Raw genomic sequence first — 21720 nt, 5'->3', positions numbered from 1 at the left:
CTTCCGAGTGCGCAAGACCATGAGCCAGGCCCCCACCCGCAAACCCACCGTCAGCTTGCGCCTGAGCAAGGCCGAACTGGTGCTGGTGTTCATCACCATGCTCTGGGGCGGCACCTTCCTGATCGTGCACAACGTCATGACCGTCAGCGGGCCGATGTTCTTCGTCGGACTGCGCTTTGCCGCCGCCGCGCTGTTCGTCGGCCTGGTGTCGGCCCGTTCGCTGTCGGGGCTGACCTTCACCGAGCTCAAGGCCGGCGTGCTCATCGGCGTGTCGATCATGCTTGGCTACGGCTTGCAGACCATGGGCCTGCAGACCATCAGCAGCAGCCAGTCGGCGTTCATCACCGCGCTCTACGTGCCCTTCGTGCCGCTGCTGCAATGGCTGGTGCTGGGCCGGCGCCCGGGCCTGATGCCGAGCCTGGGCATCGGCCTGGCCTTCGTCGGCCTGATGCTGCTGGCCGGCCCCGAGGGCGGCGCGCTGCACTTCAGCGAAGGCGAACTGGTGACCCTGGTCAGCGCCGTGGCGATTGCCGGCGAAATCATCCTGATCAGCCGCTACGCCGGCAAGGTCGATGTGCGCCGGGTCACCGTGGTGCAACTGGCCACCGCCTCGGCGCTGTCGTTCCTGATGATCGTGCCGACCCAGGAGCAACTGCCCGGTTTTTCCTGGCTGCTGCTGGCAAGCGCGGTGGGCCTGGGGGCCATGAGCGCGGTGATCCAGGTGGCGATGAACTGGGCGCAGCAGTCGGTTTCGCCGACCCGCGCTACCCTGATCTACGCTGGCGAGCCGGTGTGGGCCGGTATCGTCGGGCGCATCGCCGGCGAGCGCCTGCCGGGCGTGGCGCTGATCGGCGGGCTGCTGATCGTGCTGGCAGTGGTGGTGAGCGAGCTGAAGATCCGACGCCAGGATGAGGCCAGCGCCTTGCAGGATGATGAGGCGCGCGAGCGCGAGGCGGGATTGTAGGCAAGGCAACCACCCTGTGTAGGAGCGGCCTTGCGCCGCGAAAAGGGCTGCAAAGCAGCCCCGGCGATTGAACACTGAATCCCCGGGGCCGCCATGCGGCCCTTTCGCGGCACAAGGCCGCTCCTACACAGGGAACGCACAACCCCACGGGCACACGATCAGCCGCTATGCTCTGAAAGAAACTGTTATAAAAAAACAGCTTGTCACAGCACATTTGTAGGATCCTGCAAACCCTTGCGTGTTGGTGATCAACCGTCCGGCACGTATGATCCTTGGCAAACTTCTCAGAACAGAACGCTATGTCATTGATTGTGCTATTGCTTCTGCCCTTCCTGGGCAGTTGCCTGGCGGCTGTACTGCCGCACAACGCACGCAACGCCGAGTCCATTCTTGCCGGGCTCGTGGCCCTGGTCGGCACCGTCCAGGTGGCGTTGCTGTACCCCCAGATTGCCGATGGCGGGGTGATCCGCGAAGAGTTCCTCTGGTTACCGAGCCTGGGCCTGAACCTGGTCCTGCGCATGGACGGCTTCGCCTGGCTGTTCAGCCTGCTGGTGCTGGGCATCGGTACCCTGGTGTCGCTGTACGCCCGCTACTACATGTCGCCCCAGGACCCGGTGCCGCGCTTCTTCGCCTTCTTCCTGGCGTTCATGGGTGCCATGCTCGGCCTGGTGATCTCCGGCAACCTGATCCAGCTGGTGTTCTTCTGGGAGCTGACCAGCCTGTTCTCCTTCCTGCTGATCGGCTACTGGCACCACCGCGCCGACGCCCGCCGCGGCGCCTACATGGCGTTGATGGTCACGGGGGCCGGCGGCTTGTGCCTGCTGGTCGGGGCCCTGCTGCTCGGCCATGTGGTCGGCAGCTATGACCTGGACAAGGTCCTGGCTGCCGGCGACACCATCCGCCAGCATGCGCTGTACCCGGTGCTGCTGCCCCTTATCCTGATCGGCGCCCTGAGCAAGAGCGCGCAATTCCCCTTCCAGTTCTGGCTGCCCCATGCCATGGCGGCCCCAACCCCCGTCTCGGCTTACCTGCACTCGGCGACCATGGTCAAGGCCGGGGTGTTCCTGCTGGCCCGCCTGTGGCCGGCGCTGTCGGGCAGCGAGGAATGGTTCTGGATCGTCGGCGGCGCCGGCGCCGCCACCCTGCTGCTCGGCGCCTTCGCCGCGATGTTCCAGAACGACCTCAAGGGCCTGCTGGCCTATTCGACCATCAGCCACCTGGGCCTGATCACCCTGCTGCTGGGCCTGAACAGCCCGCTGGCGGCGGTCGCCGCGGTGTTCCACATCCTCAACCACGCCACCTTCAAGGCCTCGCTGTTCATGGCGGCGGGGATCATCGACCACGAGAGCGGCACCCGTGACATCCGCCGCCTGAGCGGCCTGTTCCGCCTGGTGCCGTTCACCGCGACCCTGGCGATGGTCGCCAGCGCCTCGATGGCCGGCGTGCCGTTGATGAACGGTTTCCTGTCCAAGGAGATGTTCTTCGCCGAGACCGTATTCATCACCTCCACGGCCTGGGTCGAAGCGGCCCTGCCGGTGATCGCCACCCTCGCCGGGACCTTCAGCGTGGCCTACGCGCTGCGCTTCACCGTCGACGTGTTCTTCGGCCCACCGGCCCAGGACCTGCCGCACACGCCCCACGAGCCGCCGCGCTGGATGCGCGCGCCGGTCGAGCTGCTGGTGCTCACCTGCCTGGTGGTGGGCATCTTCCCGGCGCAATCGGTCGGTCCGCTGCTGGCCGCTGCCGCCACACCGGTGGTGGGCGGCGTCCTGCCGGAATACAGCCTGGCCATCTGGCACGGCTGGAACGCGCCACTGATGATGAGCCTGATCGCCATGACCGGCGGCATTGTCCTCTACCTGCTGTTGCGCAAGCAGCTGCAGCGCGGCCGTTTCCCCTACCCGCCGCTAATCGAGCGCTTCAACGGCAAGCGCCTGTTCGAGCACGGCCTGGTGCGCCTGATGCTGCTGGCCCGGCATGCCGAGCGCCTGCTGACCACCAAGCGCCTGCAGACGCAACTGTTCATGCTGGTGCTGGCGGCCTTCGTCGCCGGCTTGGTGCCGCTGCTGTACAGCGGCCTGAGCTGGGGCGACCGGCCGAAGATCCCGGGCTCCGGGGTGTTCGTCGCCCTCTGGCTGATCGCCATCGCCTGCGCCATCGGCGCCGCCTACCAGGCCAAGTACCATCGACTGGCGGCCTTGATCATGGTCGGTGTCTGCGGCCTTATGACCTGCATCACCTTCGTCTGGTTCTCCGCGCCGGACCTGGCGCTGACCCAGCTGGCGGTCGAGGTGGTCACCACCGTGCTGATCCTGCTCGGCCTGCGCTGGCTGCCACGGCGTATCGAAGGCGTGTCGCCGCTGCCCGGCAGCCAGGACCGCGCACGCCTGCGACGCCTGCGCGACCTGGTGCTGGCGGTGCTGGTCGGCGGCGGCATGGCGCTGCTGTCCTACGCCATGCTGACCCGCCCGACACCCAACGACATCTCGTCGTTCTACCTCAGCCGCGCCCTGCCCCAGGGCGGCGGCAGCAATGTGGTCAACGTGATGCTGGTGGACTTCCGCGGCTTCGACACCCTCGGCGAGGTCACCGTGCTGGTGGCCGTGGCGCTGACCGTGTTCGCCCTGCTGCGCCGCTTCCGCCCGCCGAAGGAGAGCATGCAGTTGCCGGCCCAGCAGCGTCAGCTGGCGCCGGACGTGGTCACCGACCTGGTCAACCCGCGCCAGGCCACCGACACCGCGCTCGGCTTCATGATGGTGCCGGCCGCCCTGGTGCGCCTGCTGCTGCCAATCGCCCTGCTGGTGTCGATGTACCTGTTCATGCGCGGCCACAACCAGCCGGGCGGCGGTTTCGTCGCCGGCCTGGTGATGTCGGTGGCGTTCATCCTGCAGTACATGGTCGCCGGCACCCAGTGGGTGGAGGCGCAGATGAGCCTGCGTCCGCTGCGCTGGATGGGCACCGGCCTGCTCTGCGCCACCCTCACCGGTGCCGGGGCGATGCTGCTGGGCTACCCGTTCCTGACCACTCACACCGCCCACCTGCACCTGCCACTGCTGGGTGACGTGCACGTGGCCAGCGCGCTGTTCTTCGACATCGGCGTGTACACCGTGGTGGTCGGCTCGACCCTGCTGATCCTCACCGCCCTGGCCCACCAGTCGGTGCGTGCCTACCGCCCCGCCAAGTCCAGCCAAGCAGGAGCCGCCTGATGGAAGAAGTCATTGCAGTCGCCATCGGTGTCCTGGCCGCCTCCGGGGTCTGGCTGGTCCTGCGCCCGCGGACCTACCAGGTGATCATGGGCCTGTGCCTGCTGTCCTACGGGGTCAACCTGTTCATCTTCAGCATGGGCAGCCTGTTCATCGGCAAGGAGCCGATCATCAAGGACGGCGTGCCCCACGACCTGCTGCACTACACCGACCCGCTGCCCCAGGCGCTGGTGCTCACCGCGATCGTCATCAGCTTCGCCATGACCGCGCTGTTCCTGGTGGTGCTGCTGGCCTCCCGCGGCCTGACCGGGACCGACCACGTCGATGGCCGGGAGCGTGAGGAATGAGCGGGATGAACCAACTGATCATCGCGCCGATCCTGCTGCCGTTGATTACCGCATCGTTGATGCTGTTGATCGGCGAGAAGCACCGCTGGCTGAAGGCGCGCCTGAACCTGCTGTCCACCGCCCTCGGCCTGGGCATCGCCGTCACCCTGCTGATGTGGGTGCGCACCCAGGGCCAGGCCGAGTCCATCGGCGTCTACCTGCCGGGCAACTGGCCGGCGCCGTTCGGCATCGCCCTGGTGGTCGATCACCTGTCGGCGCTGCTGCTGACCCTGACCGGTATCGTCGGCTTGAGCGCCCTGCTGTTCGCCCGGGCGCGCTGGGATGGCGCCGGTGCCAGCTTCCACGCGCTGTTCCAGATCCAGCTGATGGGCCTGTACGGTGCGTTCCTCACCGCCGACCTGTTCAACCTGTTCGTGTTCTTCGAGGTGCTGCTGGCGGCCTCCTACGGCCTGCTGCTGCATGGCTCGGGGCGGGGCGCGGGTCAAGGCCGGGCTGCACTACATCGCCATCAACCTGTTCGCCTCGTCGCTGTTCCTGGTCGGCGCGGCCATGCTCTATGGCGTGACCGGCACCCTGAACATGGCCGACCTGGCGCTGAAAGTACCGCTGGTTCCGGAAGCCGACCGCGGCCTGCTGCATGCCGGCGCGGCGATCCTGGCCATCGCCTTCCTGGCCAAGGCCGGGATGTGGCCGTTGAACTTCTGGCTGGTGCCGGCCTATTCATCGGCCAGCGCGCCGGTGGCCGCGCTGTTCGCAATCATGACCAAGGTCGGGCTGTACGCCATCCTGCGCATGTGGACGCTGCTGTTCTCCGGCCAGGCCGGCGCCTCGGCGTTCTTCGGCGGCGACTGGCTGGTGTACGGCGGCCTGGCGACCCTGGCCGTGGCGGCCATGTCGATCCTCGCCGCCCAGCGCCTGGAGCGCCTGGCGGCCCTGAGCATCCTGATGTCCGCCGGTACACTGCTGGCCGCCGCCGCCGTCGGCTTCGGCCAGTCGATCCTGACCGGCGCCGCGCTGTTCTACCTGGCAAGCTCCACGCTGGCCCTGTGCGCGCTGTTCCTGCTGGCCGAGCTGGTGGAGCGTTCGCGCTCGGCCAACGAGGCGCCACTGGACGAGGAAGAGGATGCGATGCCTTCGCCGCTGGAGTCGCTGCATCCGCCCAAGGGCATCAACCTGGACGACGAGCAGCAGGTGGTGATCGGCCAGATCATTCCCTGGACCATGGCCTTCCTGGGCCTGAGCTTCATCGCCTGCGCCCTGCTGATCATCGGCATGCCGCCGCTGTCGGGCTTCATCGGCAAGCTCAACCTGATCAGTGCGCTGTTCAACCCGCAGGGGCTGGGGGTTGCCCCGGAGCAACCGCTGGGCGCCGCGGGCTGGACCTTGGTCACCCTGCTGGTGCTGTCCGGCATGGCCTCGCTGATCGCCTTCGGCCGTGTCGGCATCCAGCGCTTCTGGAAGCCCGAGGAGCGCCCCTCCCCGGTGTTGCGTCGCTATGAATGCGTGCCCATCGTCATCCTCCTGGGCCTGTGCATCTTCCTCAGCCTCAAGGCCGAGCCGCTGCTGCGCTACACCCAGGACACCGCCGCCAGCCTGCGCACGCCGGAAGCCTACATCAATGCCGTGATGTCGACGCGGCCAGTACCTGGCCCGACCACCGCCGGCCTGGAGGTGCAGCCATGAACCGACTGCTCCCCGCGCCATTGCTGTCCGTTGCGCTGTTCGTGCTGTGGCTGCTGCTCAATCTGTCGGTCAGCCCCGGCAACCTGCTGCTGGGCGCCCTGCTGGGTATCCTCGCGCCGATCCTGATGGCGCCGCTGCGCCCGCAGCATGCCCACGTGCGCCGGCCCTGGGTGATCGCCAAGCTGATTGGCCGGGTCGGCCTCGACGTGATCCATTCCAACCTGCAGGTCGCCCGTGGTGTCCTGCGCGCCGGCAGCACGCCACCGCGCTCGGCGTTCGTGCATATCCCGCTGGACCTGCGCGACGCCCACGGCCTGGCGGCCCTGTCGATGATCACCACCGTGGTGCCGGGCACCATCTGGTCGGAGCTGGCCCTGGACCGCAGCGTACTGCTGCTGCACGTGTTCGACCTGGACGACGAACCAGCATTCATCGAGCACTTCAAACACACCTATGAACGCCCGCTGATGGAGATCTTCGAATGAGCGGCCTGCTTGCCAATGCCGTCCTCGCCAGCCTGTTCATCTTCGCCCTGGCCATGGGCCTGACGCTGATCCGCCTGTTCCGCGGCCCGTCCGCCCAGGACCGGGTACTGGCCCTGGACTACCTGTACATCCTCGGCATGCTGATGATGCTGGTGCTGGGCATCCGCTACGCCAGCGATACCTACTTCGAAGGCGCCCTGTTGATCGCCCTGTTCGGCTTCGTCGGCTCCTTTGCCCTGGCCAAGTTCCTCCTGCGTGGCGAGGTGATCGAATGAACGAAAGCGTGGTATTGCCGTTCTGGCTTGAGCTGATCACGGCAGCCCTGCTGCTCATCGGCAGTCTGTTCGCCCTGATCGGCGCCATCGGCCTGGTGCGCCTGAAGGAATACTTCCAGCGCATGCACCCGCCCGCGCTGGCCTCGACCATCGGCGCCTGGTGCGTGGCGCTGGCCTCGATCCTGTACTTCTCGGTGCTCAAGCAGAGCCCGGTGCTGCATGCCTGGCTGATTCCGATCCTGCTGTCGATCACCGTGCCGGTGACCACCCTGCTGCTGGCCAGGGCCGCGCTGTTTCGCAAGCGCACCTCGGGCGAGGACGTACCGGAGGAAGTCAGCAGCGGGCGTGATCGCGGGAACTGAAGCGTGCATGCTCCCTTGTAGGAGCGGCCTTGCCGAGGCGTCGGACCGGTCGGAAAGGGCCGCAAAGCGGCCCCAGCAATTTCTGCCTCAACGCCGATACCCCGGGGCTGCTTCGCAGCCCTTTCCGACCGGTCCGACGCCTCGGCAAGGCCGCTCCTACAGGGGTACGCGCAAACCTGAAAAACATGCGAACGCCGGAACTACAAGGCTAATCAGCCCTGGTTCAGGCGCTGCAGCTCGCGTCGCACCATGGCGACGAAGGGCGGTGGGCTCATCTGGTAGAGCTCGCCGGCCACCCAGCCCAGCCACGCCCCCTGCAGTTCATCCCGGCGCGCCAGCAGGCGCTCGGCCTGCTCGAGGGCCCGGGCCTGATGCTCACGGTGGAAGTCGGCCCGCGAGGCGGGCGTGCCCTCGTCGCTCACTCGCTGGCCTTGAAGGTGGTCAGCTCGCCCTTGCGCCACTTGGCGACCTTGCCGGTCACCGTCTTGAGCAGCTTGCCCAGGCCTTCCTGGACCTGCTGCTGGGCCGCGAACACCAGCATCACGCCCTGCCCTTCACGGAACACGATGGCCTCGCCTTCCGGCACCGAAACGAAGGCGTAGTCGCCCTGCCCGTACACATTGAACTTGATCTCGCGAAAACGCAGTTCGAGCTTGCCGCCTTCGCGGCTGGGCAGCACCGCGGCGCGGAAGTGGTCACCCACTTTCAGCTCAAGGCGCTGTTTGTCATCGACCACCATGGCGTCATCGGTATCGATCTCGGCCATGTACAGACCGTCGGGGTTCTGCTCGGTGACATACACGAAGCGCCCCTGGAACAACTTGACCAGCTTGGCGCGCAAATCGCCCAGGGCAAACAACGCATGGGTATCCAGAGTACTGACTGCCAATGAAAAGCTCCTCACATCAATTACAGCAAGCCGCACCGCACACGCCGCTGGGCGTTGGGGTGGCAGCCACACAAAGTCGAAGTCCAAAGGACCATGGATTCAATAAGCGAAGATCCACGCACACGAACGATACGCCAAGCAGGGAACACTTCCCCGCTGGAACATCCGGCGTGCTTCGGCAAACTATCCGCAAATAGGAAACGTATAACCTGACGGCAAAGGGGTCAGGAAGATGCGACTACTGAGGGCGACACTTCAGCATGAGTGTGCCCCAACCCTTCGTCGCGCATTACAGGTACAGGAATATGCACGAAAACACCGAATTCCGTCGAGAGGCAAGTAACATTTCTTGGCGTACGGCTATGCCAGGCACATCCCGATACAGCGTTGTGGCCGCCGGTATCGGCTTCTTTCACATCACTGAAATCACCTCTGGCAAGGTCCGCGGATTCCGCCAGCGCTACCAGGACGCCTGGGAGCTTGCACGCCACCTGGAGCGCTGAAGCTTCACGCCGCCTGGCTCCTGCCCAGTTGCTGTTGCCATGCAGCCTGGCACTCCAGGGCCTCATCACGGCTGGCGAAGGCCGTGCCACGACGTTCGCCGTCAACCAGTACCACCCAGCACGCCCTTTTGCCCAGGGCCTGCAAGGACCGTGGCACACCACTGCCGATCATCACGGCCACATCGACTCGGCTAGTCATCATCCCCTCCGGAATTTAATTAGCAACCTAACGATGTGCGCATGATACGACCTGGGTACCCCACGAATAAAGCGCAAGGCGGTACAGCAGTGTTGCACTCCAGGCAACAAATCGCCTCAATCGAGCCCGGGTTCAGGCCGGTACCCCAGGCGCAGGCCACCCCAGTGTCGTCCCGCGACGAAGATCGGCACCGACAGGTCGTGCATCAGCTCACCGGTGTCTCGCGTGTAGGTTTGCAGCAGCACCCGCTGCTGGTGACTGCCGCAGCGAGCGCCGGTACGATCATCGAACATGCGCTTGCTGCGGTTGTGCGCCGTGTCATGGGCGGCATCGCCGGTCAGCGGCTGGTTGAACGCATTGTTGTGGGTCGGCACGTAGCCCTGCTGGGTACAGGCAATGGCGTAGACCATACCGTCGTGCTGCAGCAACGGCTCCTGGAGCTGCGGCAACACCGTGTCGGTGTAGTGGTCGAAGCGCGTACTGAAACGTGGTGGCTGCATGCCGGCAATCGGCCGGTACTGGCGATCGAACAGATCGTCCAGGCCGATGCGCCCCTGTTCGACATCCGTCTCGAAACATTCGCCGATCTGCCGCGCGCCCGCCTGCGCCAGTTCGAATACCCGCTGGTGGTAGGCGTCCAGGCCGACCTCGGCCAGCCGTTCGCTCAGGCTTTCCACCTGGCCCTCCATCTGCACCGCCGCCTTGGCCAGGCGCCGGGTCTGCTGGTCGCTGACCTCCAGGTCGCCGCGCACCTGGGCCACGGCCTGGAACAGGGTGTCGAGCTGAGCCTGGTTGACCTGCGTGCCCCCGGCGATCTCGCTCACCTGCCCCTCGACACTGGCCGCCAGGCTGGCAATCTGCGCCAGTTGCCCGCCAGCCTGCTCGACCTGGCCGACCCCCTTGCCCAGGTCCTCGGCCAGCGTGCGGATCTGCGCCACCACCTGGGCGGTGCGCGCCTGGATGTCCGCAACCATCTGGCCGACCTCCTCGGTGGCACTGGCGGTACGCCCGGCAAGGCCGCGCACCTCGTCGGCCACCACCGCGAAGCCACGGCCATGCTCGCCGGCCCGCGCCGCCTCGATGGCGGCGTTGAGCGCCAGCAGGTTGGTCTGGCTGGCAATGCCCTGGATCACCAGGGTGACCCGGGCGATATCCTCGCTGCGCTGATGCAGGGCCTCGATCAGCTCGCGACTGGCCGAAGCGCGCACACTGAGCTCGCGCATGCACTGGATGGACTCGGCCAGCACCTCGCTGCCGACCACGCTGCTGCCGTGGGCGGAACGAGCGGCTTGCAGCGCCTGCTGGCTGAGCTGGGCAGTCTGCTCCTCGGTGGTGATCATGATCTCGGCACTGCCGACGATCTCCTGGGCAGCCCCCAGTTGCGACTGCACCCGGGCCGCCAGTTGCTGCACCGAATGCGCCACTGCGGCGGCCGACAAAGCATTGTGGCTGGTGCCGCGGGCCAGTTCCTGGAGCAGCGTGCCGTCCTGGGCCGGCGTCGATACCGGCTGCACGGCGGCCACCTTGCGCCCACCCGGCAGCCACAGCACCGCCAGCGCCATCGGCAAGGCCAGGTACAAGGGCAGCCCGGTGAACGCCATGGCCGCCAACACCGCGCACAGCGCGACGCCCTGCAACAGGGCGACGGCGGCCCCCGCACGGGTCGGGGTGGCCTGCGGCGCTGCGCCGGCCGGCAGAGATCCTTCTCGCATCATTGTCGTGGTCCATCCGCATGTCGTTATTGTGACGTCATTAAACGCCACTATAACGCCATTATCCACGCTCACTTGGATGCAGCCGGCCACCCATTGATACAGGGCAAGAAAACACGAAGGCCCCAGGGATCGCTCCGTGGGGCCTTGCGCAAGGCGTTGGATCAGATCTGCCGCTGGTGGCGGTCGAGCTGCTCGTGACGCTCCTGGGCTTCGATGCAGTACTTGGTGGTCGGGCTGATCAGCAGGCGCTTCAGGCCGATCGGCTCACCGCTGTCGTCGCACCAGCCGAAGCTTTCGTCGGCGATGCGGTCCAGGGCCATCTCCAGCTGCGGCAGCAGGCGCTGGTCGCGGTCGATGGCGTTGACCAGCCAGGTGCGTTCTTCCTCGACCGACGCCACGTCAGCCGGATCCGAGGGGCTGTCCAGGCTTTCGATGGAGGTGCGGCTGAGTTCGATGCGCTCGTGCGTTTCGACTTTCATCGCTTGCAGCAGCTTGGTGAAGAACGCGAGCTGTTCGGCGTTCATGTAGTCATCGGCCGACATGGCCAGCAACTGTTCCTTGGTCATCGATTTCTCTATGAAAAAATGTGCATTGGGCGATTCGGGTGCCGCCGACGAAGCTTCGTCGGCCGCGGAATTCTTCAAGCGCCAACCGGCACTCTTTTACAGGGGGCGGCAGTCTAAGGTGCCGCGCCCGAGTGGGCAACAGAAATGACGGCGGATTTGGCCGAAACAGGTTGGGAATCCGCTGACTGGCACCGTGGAATAGTACGGATTGCGCGCCTGCAAGACGCCATTGGGTAATATGCCGAAATAATAATGGTTCTCTCGGGTAGTAGCCAGCTAGCGCACGAAACAGCAGGAAAACGCGCTTGATAGCGGCCCTCACAACGACCCTAAGCCCCATCATGAACGACAACCTGCACCAACGCCTGGCCAGCTTCAGCAACCTGGACTGCAAGGTCGCCAAACGCTTCAACGACCGCCCCACCCTGCTCGACGCCGCCGACAATATCCTGCGTGATCAATGGCGGCAGCGACAACTGGGCAATGCCCATGACCCGCTAGGCCTGTACCTTGTCAGTGCCCGAGCGCAATCCACCACACCCTGGATCCGACCGCTCTCCCAGGTCCTGGTGGAGCGCTACTGCCAGCGCGCCACCCTCAACCTGACCGTCGGCGAGGACTTTCTCAGCACCCGTCAGGACAGCGATCCGGCCTGGCAGGTGGACCTCGACCTGCATGCCGTCGAGTTGCTGATCGACGAAGCAGGCCCGCTGCTCGTGGATGGCTACCGGCAGGCACTGGTGGCTTACTGGGGCCGCCACGACAGCAGCGGACAGACCCCCTGGAGCTGGTATTCCAGCTACCTCAAGGACCAGTTCCTGCAGGCCAGAACCCAGACCCTGCCCGGCTTCGCACAGGCCATCGTGCGCCTGGTGCATGACTATCCGACACCGGCCCAGCGCAGCGACTGGTCCAATACCAAGGGCCTGCAAGTACTCAACCTGGGCGTGGACCTGAGCGCCGACAACAAGCTCGATGCCGACCTGTCCAGCGCCGTGCTGATCGAGCATGACGACGGCGATCCACAACGCGCGCTGACCCTGCTCTTTACCCTGACCGGCAAGCTGCTGCGCTTCAACTCCCGCCAGGTCATGCTTGAAGACATCGACCACGCCCTGGCCAAGGTCGTGCGATCCGGCCAACGCCAGATCGAAATAGCGGCCTCCACCGACCCGGTTTTCCAGGTCCAGGCCCTGGGCCTGCTCGAGCAGCAACTGCGACTGGTGGAACACCTCGCCGGGCGCTACCACGGCGGGTTCGATGCCATGGCCATGAACCGTGACCTGGATCGCCTGACCTCGCTGATCGACCTGTGCGACGAGGTCGAGACCGCCCAGCGCAAGACACTGAGTGAACAGCTACCCGACTGGCTGCGCAATGCCGACAGCCGTTCACTGATGCACTACAGCGAACTGCTGATCGATGTCGCCCAGCAATACCGTGACACCCAGGGGCAGTTCTGGCTCGACGGCATCGACGATGCCGAAGCATTCGCCAATCGCCGCCTCGCCGCCCGCATGGCCAGCGATCATCCCGACGACGCGCCCGCGCCCGAAACCGTTCGTGTCACCAACTACCAGACCATCGCCACCGCCGCCGCGGGCCAGGACATGATCATCACCTCGGGTGAGGTCACGCCGGTGGTGCTGACCCTCGCCCAACTGGCCATCGGCAACCTCGGGCTGCTCAGGCCCGGACGCGTGGTGCTGAGCAGCACGACCGGGGATGCCCTGCCGCAATGGCTGGACGAACCCTACCTGCGTCGCCTGGTCAGCGGACTGGACATCGCCAGCGCCTACCCAGCCATGCTGCGCGGCAAACTGCTGGATGATCCGCCCCGCCGGCAGCAGCGCCAGCACCTGCTGTACCAGCAACTGCGGGCCCAGCTCCCGGCCCTGGCCATGGAGCTGTACCTGCGCGGCAGCCTGACGGACCCGACGATTCCAGGACATGTCGCCCAGGTGTTCGCCTCCGGCCCCGATGGGCTGCTACCACGCTGGATCCTGCGGCCACTGGGGTTCATCAAGGCACCCGGTTCGGCGCCGGACCATCCCCTCAACACCTGGTTGATCGAGCCCGACGATCCGGGCAGCGCAGGCTGCCTGTTGTACCGCCCCCTGCATCAGGAGCCACTGGTGCACTTCGCCGATCGCATGGCGCTGTTCGTCGCGATCAGCGCAACGGGGCCGCTGCAGGACGACCTGCTGCAACGCCTGCCGGCCGAGGATCGTCGCTTCTATGCCCACGGCGGCTTCCTCGAGCCGCATGTGTTCGTGCCGCTGGATGACACCAGCGCCGTGCCATTCAGCACGCCTGCGCCTGTCAGCCTGTCCATCGAGGACGCTGTCGCCCATGTCGACCAGGCCTTGTACGACGGCTGCGTGACCGAGTCGATCCAGCGCTTCGAGGCCCAGGCCAGCACCAGCGCGCAGACCCGCTGGAACAGCTGGAAAGAACTGGGCTGGCTGCTGTTCAACACCTTGCTGCCGTTGGCCGGCGGCACCCTGGGCAAAGTAGCCTGGCTGGTCCAGATGGAAGTGGCCCTGGCCGAGTTCGTCGAATCCGATGCCGAGCGCAACCCCACCGGGCACGAACTGGCCCTGGTCAACCTGTTGCTGAACATTGCCCTGCTGCTGTTCTCCCACTCGCTCATACGGCTGCAACTGGAACAGGGCATGACACCCCGGCCGCCCGTCGAGCTGACACCACTCCCCGCCTCCGAACCCGGCGCTCCCCTGCCTGTCGCGACAGCAGTGCCCTTCACCCAGCTGGATTTCACCTGGGCCCGCCCTGATCGGCGACTCAACGACACCCAACGCGACGCGCTCGAGGCATTGCAGGCAACGGTCAAGGCTACCGCGCTGGGAGCGCCGATACCCAACGGCAGGCTGCGTGGGCTCTATCTGCAGGACACCCGCTTCTTCACCCTGCAGGGCGGCAATGTCTACGAGGTGGAACTGGTGATGCCGCAGCGGCTGCGCATCATCGGCCCGGACCTCACCCAGGGTCCATGGCTGCACCGCGACGAGATCGGCCGCTGGCAACTGGACCTGCGCCTGGGCCTCAAGGGCGGCATGCCGTTGTCCGAACAGATCCGCCGGATGCGCCTGGACAAGGAGACGGCCATGCAGGCGGCCAATGAGGCGATCATGGCGGACAAGGCACTGATGACAGACAGGATCCGGGAGTTGAGCACCATCGACAAGCTGGCCGCCACTGCCCTCGATGATGCGACCCTGGAGCGTTGCCAGGGCAAGGTGCAGGCCTTGTCGGCATTCTGGACCACCCATATAGAACACCTCTAGGACCCGCAACGCCATGCAACCGGTGAAAGACTTTCGCAAGGTACATGCATTCGCGCTGTACCAGGACTGCTCCTGCCAGCAGCTCCTGCGTACCCTGCTGCAAAAACGCTACCAGCCCATCCGCGAGCAACTGGCGCAGATCGCCCGGCAACAGGACCAGGACGGCGAGGAGCTCAGCCGCGCCGACATCCGCATCGCGACCCAGCGCCTGGACACCATGCAACCGCTGCTCGAGCAGATGATCCACAACAACACCCTGCTACGCCAACGCCAGGAAGAACTGACCCGGCTGGCCGGCCAGCGACACCCCGATATCGTCCACTGGCGCGATCTGATGGCCGTCCCCTCCGCCACCGCGAACAAGGACCTGTTCCTGCGCTTCCTGCACCTCGAAAGCCTGCTCAACCGCCTGACCCTGGTCCATGGTCTGAGCAACGATACCGCCTACTGGCGCGACCGCTTCTGGCGCAGCTTCCAGCTCGGCATCATCCAGCGCAGCGAACTGTACAAGCTGGCCGATGCCGATCAGGAAGTGTCGGTGCGCTTGCTGCGCAGCATCCAGGGGCATTTCCAGGCCGCCGCGCGCCAGTTGGGCAACCTCGCGGAGCGCGTGCCCGGCGAGGCCGCGCAACAGCCCCTGCAACGCCTGCGCGACGAGCTGGAGCACATCCAGGGCCTGATTGCCCAGGACCTGGGCAATTTGCCCGACTACCCACCGGTCAGCTCCCTCAAGCAGTTGCGCAGCAAGGTTCCCGGCCTGATCGAAACCACCGAACATGGCCTGCTGCTGGCCGAGCCCCGCACGAACGACGCCAGCACCGTGGACATTCCGGGCCCCGACAGCAAGACCCCGGGCCAGACCTACCATCTCAAGCACGGTGAATGGGTCGAGGTCGCACCGGCGATTGTGGTCAACCGTGCGTCAGGCCTGAGCCTCAAGCGCCTGCTCAAGGGCAGCGACGGGCTTATCGCCGAAACCGCGCAGGAAGTGGCCCGCCTGCAACGGGCCTCGGACAGCTACCTGCCAGTGGAGATCGAGGAGTCCGTGCTGCACCAGCGTGATCGCCTGCTGGAACGGGTCGAGGACATCGAGGCGCGTCTGACAGCGGACAATGAAACCGACGAGGCGAGTCAGGGCAAGGATGCCGAAAGGGTGGCCAGGCACCTGCGCGATCTGGCCGCAGAGATGGCTCGCCAGGCGACCCGGATGCGCATGGACGCCGCCGTGGCGCGTCAACCGAGGATGGGCGAGGTGCAGTTCCTGTTGGAGCAAGGCGAAGTGCGGATCGCCCTGGTCGGTGGCCGCACCCGCCTGGCCAAGGTCAAGGGCCGCCCCGTCGACTACCTGGACGAATACAGCATCAGCCGGGGTGGCCAGGCGCTGTGGTACGCCCACTTCCACTACCCGGCAGCGGACACGGCCAAGGCCGACTTCACCGCCGGCCACCTGAAGACTGCTGCCCAGCGCCATGCCGCCGGCGGGCGCCATACCGACGCCAGCGGCAAGGAAGTTGAGGTCTACCGGGCGCCCATCACCAGCGCCGCAGCCGAGCGCTACTTCTTCAACCTGTAGTGACATGGGGCGCCGTACAAACGGCGCCCGCGTGACATCAACGGTCCTTGAACTGCGCCTCGCGCTTGGCGATGAACGCGGCCATGCCTTCCTTCTGGTCTTCGGTAGCGAAGGCGGCATGGAACACCCGGCGCTCGAAGCGCACGCCCTCGCTCAGGGTGACCTCGAAGGCGCGGTTGACGCTCTCCTTGACCATCATGCTCACCGGGATCGACTTGCTGGCAATGGTTGCAGCCACCTTCAGCGCTTCCTCCACCAGCTCGGCCTGCGGCACGATACGCGCCACCAGGCCGGCGCGCTCGGCTTCCTCGGCGCCCATCAGGCGGCCGGTCAGGCACAGTTCCATGGCCTTGGCCTTGCCCACGGCGCGGGTCAGGCGCTGGGTGCCACCCATGCCCGGCAGCACGCCGAGGTTGATTTCCGGCTGGCCGAACTTGGCGTTGTCGGCGGCCAGGATGAAGTCGCACATCATCGCCAGCTCGCAGCCGCCGCCCAGGGCGAAGCCCGACACTGCGGCGATGATCGGCTTGCGCCGGTTGGCGATGCGATCGGCATCGCTGAACAGGTCGTCGACGTAGATCTGCGGGTATTGCAGCTCGGCCATTTCCTTGATGTCGGCGCCGGCGGCAAAGGCCTTGGCGGAACCAGTCAGTACCACGCAGCCGATGTTCGGGTCACGCTCCAGCTGGTCCAGGGCCTGGTTGATCTCGCCGACGATCTGCGCGTTCAGCGCGTTGAGTGCCTGCGGGCGGTTGAGGGTGATCAGGCCGACCTTGCCGTGGATGTCCAACAGGATGGTTTCGAATGCCATGCAGTCTGCTCCTTCAAAGATTGCGCGCAATGACCATGCGCTGAATGTCGCTGGTGCCTTCGTAGATCTGGCAGACCCGCACGTCGCGGTAGATCCGCTCCAGCGGGAAGTCGCTCAGATAGCCATAACCGCCGAGGGTCTGCAAGGCGTCCGAACAGACCTTTTCGGCCATTTCCGAGGCGAAAAGCTTGGCCATCGACGCTTCCATCAGTGCCGGACGCCCGGCATCGCGCAGGGCGGCGGCGTGCAGCACCATCTGCCGGGCCACGGCAATCTTCGTTGCCATGTCGGCCAGGCGGAAGGCCACGGCCTGGTGCTCGATCAGTGGCTTGCCGAAGGTCTGCCGCTCGTTGGCGTAGTCGCGTGCTGCCTCAAAGGCGGCGCGGGCCATGCCCACCGACTGCGAGGCGATGCCGATGCGGCCGCCTTCAAGGTTGGCCAGGGCGATCTTGTAGCCCTGCCCTTCCTCGCCCAGGCGATTGGCTACCGGCACCCGCACATTGTCGAAGACGATCTGGCAGGTGTCGGAGGCGTGCTGGCCAAGTTTGTCCTCGACCCGCGCCACCTGGTAGCCCGGTGAGTCGGTGGGCACGATAAAGGCGGTGATGCCGCGCTTGCCGGCGTCTGGATCGGTCACGGCAAAGACGATCACCACCCCGGCATTCTGCCCGGAGGTGATGAACTGTTTGCTGCCGTTGAGCACGTAGTGGTCGCCGTCCAGGCGCGCGCGGGTCTTCAGGCTGCTGGCGTCGGAGCCGGCCTGGGGCTCGGTCAGGGCGAAGGCGCCGAGCATCGAACCGCTGGCCAACGGCGCGAGGAACTGTTGCTTCTGCGCCTCTGTGCCGAACTTGAGGATCGGCACACAGCCCACCGAGTTGTGCACGCTCATGATGGTCGAGCAGGCGCCGTCACCGGCGGCGATCTCTTCCAGGGCCATGGCATAGGCCACGTAGCCAGTGTCGCTGCCGCCGTATTGCTCCGGTACCAGCATGCCGAACAGGCCCAGGCCGGCCATCTCCTCGATGGCCTCCCTGGGGAAACGGTGTTCCTTGTCCCATTGCTCGGCAAACGGCTTCAGGCGCTCCTGGGCGAAGTCGCGCACGGCGTCGGCGATCTGTTGTTGCTCTTCAGTTACCAGCATGATTCACCTCAGTACAGGCACTCGACCGCCATGGCCGTCGCTTCGCCACCGCCGATGCAGATGGCCGCCACGCCACGGCGCAGGTTGTTCTGGCGCAGGGCCGACAGCAGGGTCACCAGAATGCGCGCGCCCGAGGCGCCGATCGGGTGGCCCAGGGCGCAGGCGCCGCCGTGGATATTGACTTTGTCGTGGGGCAGGTCGAGGTGTTTCATGGCCGCCAGGGTGACCACGGCGAAGGCCTCGTTGATCTCGAACAGGTCCACCTCGGCCAGGTTCCAGCCGGTACGCTTGAGCAGCTTGTCGATGGCACCGATGGGCGCGGTGGGGAACAGTGCCGGGGTGTCGGCGAAGGCCGCGTGGCCATGGATCACCGCCAGCGGCTTGAGGCCGCGTTTCTCGGCCTCGGAGCGACGCATCAGCACCAGCGCGGCGGCGCCGTCGGAAATCGAGCTGGAGTTGGCCGCGGTGACGGTGCCGCCCTCGCGGAAAGCCGGCTTGAGCTGCGGGATCTTGTCCAGACGCGCCTTGGGCGGCTGCTCGTCGTCCTTGATGATGCGCTTTTCCTTGCCCTCGGTGACTTCCACCGGAACGATCTCGGCGGCGAAGCGGCCGCTCTTGATCGCGTCCTGGGCGCGGGTCAGCGAAGCGATGGCAAAGGCGTCCTGGGCCTCGCGGCTGAAGTCGCCCTTCTGCGCGCAGTCCTCGGCGAAGGTGCCCATCAGACGGCCCTTGTCGTAAGCGTCTTCCAGGCCGTCCATGAACATGTGGTCGATGATCTTGCCGTGCCCCATGCGGTAGCCGCCACGGGCCTTGTCCAGCAGGTAGGGGGCGTTGGTCATGCTTTCCATGCCACCGGCGACGATCACGTCGGCGCTGCCGGCCAGGAGCTGGTCATGTGCCATGATGGCGGCCTGCATGCCCGAGCCGCACATCTTGTTCAGGGTGGTACAGGTGGTGTGCTTGTCCAGGCCGGCACCCAGCGCCGCCTGGCGTGCCGGTGCCTGGCCCTGCCCGGCCGGCAGCACGCAACCAAACAGCACCTGCTCGACACTGGCGGCATCGATACCGGCGCGCTCGACGGCGGCACGAATCGCCGCGCTGCCCAGCTGCGCCGCGGTCAGGCTCTTGAGGTCACCCTGCAGGCCGCCCATGGGCGTGCGCACGGCGCTGACGATGACAATCGGATCATTGGCGAGGGTCATGTTCGGTTCTCCTTACTTGGCAGCCATGCGCAGCGCGCCGTCGAGGCGGATCACCTCGCCGTTGAGCATGCTGTTCTCGATGATATGACGGGCCAGTGCTGCGTATTCCTGCGGGCGGCCCAGGCGTGGCGGGAACGGCACGCCGGCGGACAGCGAGGCACGGACTTCGTCGGTCATGCCGGCCATCATCGGGGTTTCGAAAATGCCGGGAGCGATGGTCATCACGCGGATGCCGAAGCGCGCCAGCTCACGGGCCGCCGGCAGGGTGAGGCTGGCGATGGCGCCCTTGGAGGCGGCATAGGCGGCCTGGCCGATCTGGCCGTCATAGGCGGCGATGGAGGCGGTATTGATGATCACGCCCCGCTCGCCACCCTCGTCCGCCGGTCCTTCGGCCATGGCCGCGGCGGCCAGGCGCAACAGGTTGAAACTGCCGATCAGGTTGACGTTGATGACCTTGGCGAAGCTGCCCAGGGCGTGCGGGCCGTTCTTGCCCAGGACCTTCTCGGCACCGACGATGCCGGCGCAGTTGACCAGCCCGTGCAGGCTGCCGAAGGCGCCGACCGCGGCATCGACCGCCGCCTTGGCGGCCTGCTCGTCGCTGATGTCGGCCACCGCGAAGCGGGCATTGACGCCCAGCTCGGCGGCCTTGGCTTCGACTGCCGCGGCGTTCAGGTCGACCAGCATGACCTTGGCGCCGGCCTCGATGAGCATTTGCGCGGTAGCGGCGCCCAGGCCCGAGGCCGCGCCGCTGACGATGAAGTTCTTTTGAGTGATGTGCATGTCGGTCTTCCTTCAGGCGCCCGCAGCGATCAGCTGCGCGGCTTGTTGTCGGGCGATTTCCTGGTTGCGCAGGATGAAGCGTTGCAGCTTGCCGCTCGGGGTCTTGGGCAGCTCGCCGACGAATTCGATTTCACGCGGGTAGGCGTGGGCGTAGAGGCGCTGGCGTACATGCTGGCGCAGGGTTTCCTCAAGTTCGGCGCTGCCCTGGTAACCCTGGGCCAGCACCACGAAGGCCTTGATCAGTTCGGTGCGTTCCGGGTCGGGTTTGCCGATCACCGCCGCCTCTACCACGGCCGGGTGCTCGATCAGGGCGCTTTCCACATCGAATGGGCCGACCCGGTAGCCGGAGGTGGTGATCACATCGTCGCTGCGACCGACGAAGCTGATGCTGCCATCCTGGTTGAGCTCGACGGTGTCGCCGGACAGATAGTACTTACCGCAAAAGGCCTTGGTCGGCAGCCCGTGGTAGCCGGCGAACCAGCACAGCGGCGACTGCTCGCGATCCACCGCGAGGATGCCAGGCTGGCCGACAGGCAGTTCGTTGCCCTGCTCGTCCACCACCACGATGCGGTGGCCGGGAATGGCGAAGCCGGCCGAGCCCAGGTGCACCGGGTGCGCCAGCGCATGGTGGTTGCACAGCACCATGCCCAGCTCGGTCTGGCCATAGTGGTCGTGGATGGTCACCCCGAGCTCGTCGGCGAACCAGCGGATCACTTCCGGGTTGAGCGGTTCGCCGGCACTGCTGACCACCCGCAGGCGCCCTTTGATCGGCGCCGAGAATGCGCTGCCCGCCGCGATCAGCAACCTGTAGGCCGTGGGCGAGCCTGCCAGGTTGGTGATGCCCAGCTTGTCGATGACCCGCGCGCAGCTTTCGACGCTGAACGGGCCGTCGTAGAAGGTGGTGGCATGGCCCAGCGACAGCGGTCCGGTGACCGCGTAGTAAAGGCCATAGGCCCAACCGGGGTCGGCCAGGTTCCAGAAGTTGTCGTCCGGGCGCAGACCGATGGCGTCACGCATGTAGCCCTGGAACGCGACGATGGCGCGCAGCGGCACTTCCAGCGGCTTGGCCGGGCCGGTGGTGCCCGAGGTGAACATCAACAGGAAAGGATCGTCGCCGGTACGCATCACCGGCGCGCAATCGCCGGCGGCGGCCTCGAGACTGCGATGGAAGTCCAGTTCGCCCTCGACGGCGGCGACCGTGACGATGGTCGGGCAGTCCGCCACCTCATCGAGCTTGGGCCGGTTGTTGCGATCGGTGATCACCACCTTGGCGTGGGACTGCTCGAGGCGGTGCTCGATGGCCTTCGGGCCGAATGCGGTAAACAGGGGTTGGTAGACCGCGCCCAGGCGCCAGGTGGCAAGGATGGTCACCAGCAATTCGGGGGTACGCGGCATGAGCCCGGCGACCCGGTCGCCGGCCTCGACGCCCTGGGCCTTGAGCACGTTGGCAAAGCGCGCGGCCAGGGCCTGCAGTTGATCGAAGGTGTAGCGCCCGCTGTTGCCATCCCGGTCTTCCCAGACCAGGGCGGGTTTGTTGCTGCCGGTGTGGCGGTCGCAGCACTCGACACAGGCGTTGAGGGCCTCGAGGTTGCCATGCAGCGCCGCGGCGGCGGCCCGGGCATGGTCGAACGAACGGGCGGCCTCGGCGTAATCGCGCATCGTCAGACTCCTGGTTTCTTATTGTTGGAGTGCACCATCGGTCTGACGATGTTCGCGC

General features: G+C 66.2%; 19 protein-coding genes and 1 pseudogene. 10 read left to right on the top strand and 10 right to left on the bottom strand.

Features of this window, described 5'->3' with window-relative positions:
• Positions 1–19: 19 nt before the first annotated feature.
• The 7 genes and pseudogenes from ACZ899_RS01860 (at position 20) to ACZ899_RS01830 (ending at position 7319) form a co-directional block, all read left to right on the top strand.
• The gene (locus tag ACZ899_RS01860; protein ID WP_203651932.1) at positions 20–964 is read left to right on the top strand and encodes a DMT family transporter; all 945 of its coding nucleotides are present in this window, start codon (positions 20–22) and stop codon (positions 962–964) included.
• A gap of 299 nt (positions 965–1263) precedes the next feature.
• The gene (locus ACZ899_RS01855) at positions 1264–4170 is read left to right on the top strand and encodes a monovalent cation/H+ antiporter subunit A (protein WP_203651931.1); all 2907 of its coding nucleotides are present in this window, start codon (positions 1264–1266) and stop codon (positions 4168–4170) included.
• Complete coding sequence (locus ACZ899_RS01850) at positions 4170–4514, top strand: Na+/H+ antiporter subunit C (protein ID WP_028690551.1); 345 nt, start codon at positions 4170–4172, stop codon at positions 4512–4514. Before ACZ899_RS01855 ends, ACZ899_RS01850 begins: the two co-directional genes overlap by 1 nt.
• Positions 4511–6197: pseudogene (locus ACZ899_RS01845) on the top strand (monovalent cation/H+ antiporter subunit D). Before ACZ899_RS01850 ends, ACZ899_RS01845 begins: the two are co-directional and overlap by 4 nt.
• Positions 6194–6682, top strand: a complete 489-nt coding sequence (locus ACZ899_RS01840; RefSeq protein ID WP_062573415.1) for a Na+/H+ antiporter subunit E — start codon at positions 6194–6196, stop codon at positions 6680–6682. The pseudogene ACZ899_RS01845 and the gene ACZ899_RS01840 overlap by 4 nt, the downstream one beginning before the upstream one ends.
• Positions 6679–6957 carry a K+/H+ antiporter subunit F gene (locus ACZ899_RS01835; protein ID WP_011534656.1) on the top strand — a complete coding sequence of 93 codons (279 nt, stop codon included), beginning with the start codon at positions 6679–6681 and terminating at the stop codon, positions 6955–6957. The genes ACZ899_RS01840 and ACZ899_RS01835 overlap by 4 nt, the downstream gene beginning before the upstream one ends.
• Positions 6954–7319, top strand: coding sequence for a Na+/H+ antiporter subunit G (locus tag ACZ899_RS01830; RefSeq protein WP_203651928.1), 366 nt, complete (start codon positions 6954–6956; stop codon positions 7317–7319). Before ACZ899_RS01835 ends, ACZ899_RS01830 begins: the two co-directional genes overlap by 4 nt.
• A gap of 212 nt (positions 7320–7531) precedes the next feature.
• Here the strand turns inward: ACZ899_RS01830 and ACZ899_RS01825 are convergent, their stop codons facing one another.
• The gene (locus tag ACZ899_RS01825; protein ID WP_234560490.1) at positions 7532–7741 is read right to left on the bottom strand and encodes a hypothetical protein; all 210 of its coding nucleotides are present in this window, start codon (positions 7739–7741) and stop codon (positions 7532–7534) included.
• Positions 7738–8208 (bottom strand): hypothetical protein, encoded by a 471-nt coding sequence (locus tag ACZ899_RS01820; RefSeq protein ID WP_234560491.1) that lies wholly within the window; start codon positions 8206–8208, stop codon positions 7738–7740. Before ACZ899_RS01820 ends, ACZ899_RS01825 begins: the two co-directional genes overlap by 4 nt.
• Before the next feature lie 305 nt (positions 8209–8513).
• Here ACZ899_RS01820 and ACZ899_RS01815 point away from each other — a divergent pair, with 305 nt between their 5' ends.
• Positions 8514–8711: a hypothetical protein gene (locus ACZ899_RS01815; protein ID WP_234560492.1), complete on the top strand. Its 198-nt coding sequence runs from the start codon at positions 8514–8516 to the stop codon at positions 8709–8711.
• Between the two features lie 4 nt (positions 8712–8715).
• Here ACZ899_RS01815 and ACZ899_RS01810 read toward each other — a convergent pair whose 3' ends face one another.
• The 3 genes from ACZ899_RS01810 to ACZ899_RS01800 all read right to left on the bottom strand — a co-directional run bounded on the left by ACZ899_RS01810 (position 8716) and on the right by ACZ899_RS01800 (position 11191).
• Positions 8716–8910 carry a hypothetical protein gene (locus tag ACZ899_RS01810; RefSeq protein WP_203651925.1) on the bottom strand — a complete coding sequence of 65 codons (195 nt, stop codon included), beginning with the start codon at positions 8908–8910 and terminating at the stop codon, positions 8716–8718.
• Positions 8911–9026: 116 nt separating this feature from the next.
• Complete coding sequence (locus ACZ899_RS01805) at positions 9027–10133, bottom strand: methyl-accepting chemotaxis protein (protein WP_485628008.1); 1107 nt, start codon at positions 10131–10133, stop codon at positions 9027–9029.
• A gap of 653 nt (positions 10134–10786) precedes the next feature.
• Positions 10787–11191: a TraR/DksA family transcriptional regulator gene (locus ACZ899_RS01800; RefSeq protein WP_050704989.1), complete on the bottom strand. Its 405-nt coding sequence runs from the start codon at positions 11189–11191 to the stop codon at positions 10787–10789.
• Between the two features lie 341 nt (positions 11192–11532).
• Here ACZ899_RS01800 and ACZ899_RS01795 point away from each other — a divergent pair, with 341 nt between their 5' ends.
• Both ACZ899_RS01795 and ACZ899_RS01790 read left to right on the top strand, forming a co-directional pair.
• Positions 11533–14496 (top strand): hypothetical protein, encoded by a 2964-nt coding sequence (locus ACZ899_RS01795; RefSeq protein ID WP_485627215.1) that lies wholly within the window; start codon positions 11533–11535, stop codon positions 14494–14496.
• 13 nt (positions 14497–14509) lie between these two features.
• Positions 14510–16069 carry a hypothetical protein gene (locus tag ACZ899_RS01790; RefSeq protein ID WP_485627213.1) on the top strand — a complete coding sequence of 520 codons (1560 nt, stop codon included), beginning with the start codon at positions 14510–14512 and terminating at the stop codon, positions 16067–16069.
• A gap of 37 nt (positions 16070–16106) precedes the next feature.
• Here ACZ899_RS01790 and ACZ899_RS01785 read toward each other — a convergent pair whose 3' ends face one another.
• Genes ACZ899_RS01785 through ACZ899_RS01765 form a run of 5 tightly spaced genes read right to left on the bottom strand, consistent with a single transcriptional unit; the run spans position 16107 to position 21662 of the window.
• Positions 16107–16880, bottom strand: a complete 774-nt coding sequence (locus tag ACZ899_RS01785) for an enoyl-CoA hydratase (RefSeq protein ID WP_050704987.1) — start codon at positions 16878–16880, stop codon at positions 16107–16109.
• 13 nt (positions 16881–16893) lie between these two features.
• On the bottom strand, positions 16894–18021 hold the full coding sequence (locus ACZ899_RS01780; RefSeq protein WP_234560494.1) for an acyl-CoA dehydrogenase: 1128 nt from the start codon (positions 18019–18021) through the stop codon (positions 16894–16896).
• Between the two features lie 8 nt (positions 18022–18029).
• Positions 18030–19223 (bottom strand): acetyl-CoA C-acyltransferase, encoded by a 1194-nt coding sequence (locus ACZ899_RS01775; protein ID WP_232856331.1) that lies wholly within the window; start codon positions 19221–19223, stop codon positions 18030–18032.
• A gap of 12 nt (positions 19224–19235) precedes the next feature.
• Positions 19236–20003: an SDR family NAD(P)-dependent oxidoreductase gene (locus ACZ899_RS01770; RefSeq protein WP_234560495.1), complete on the bottom strand. Its 768-nt coding sequence runs from the start codon at positions 20001–20003 to the stop codon at positions 19236–19238.
• A gap of 12 nt (positions 20004–20015) precedes the next feature.
• Complete coding sequence (locus ACZ899_RS01765; RefSeq protein WP_234560496.1) at positions 20016–21662, bottom strand: AMP-binding protein; 1647 nt, start codon at positions 21660–21662, stop codon at positions 20016–20018.
• Between the last annotated feature and the right edge of the window lie 58 nt (positions 21663–21720).

The organism is Pseudomonas sp. TE31087 (genome assembly GCF_057284075.1).
The sequence above is the reverse complement of the archived record's forward strand: the minus strand, read 5'-3'. Positions and strand labels throughout refer to the sequence as shown.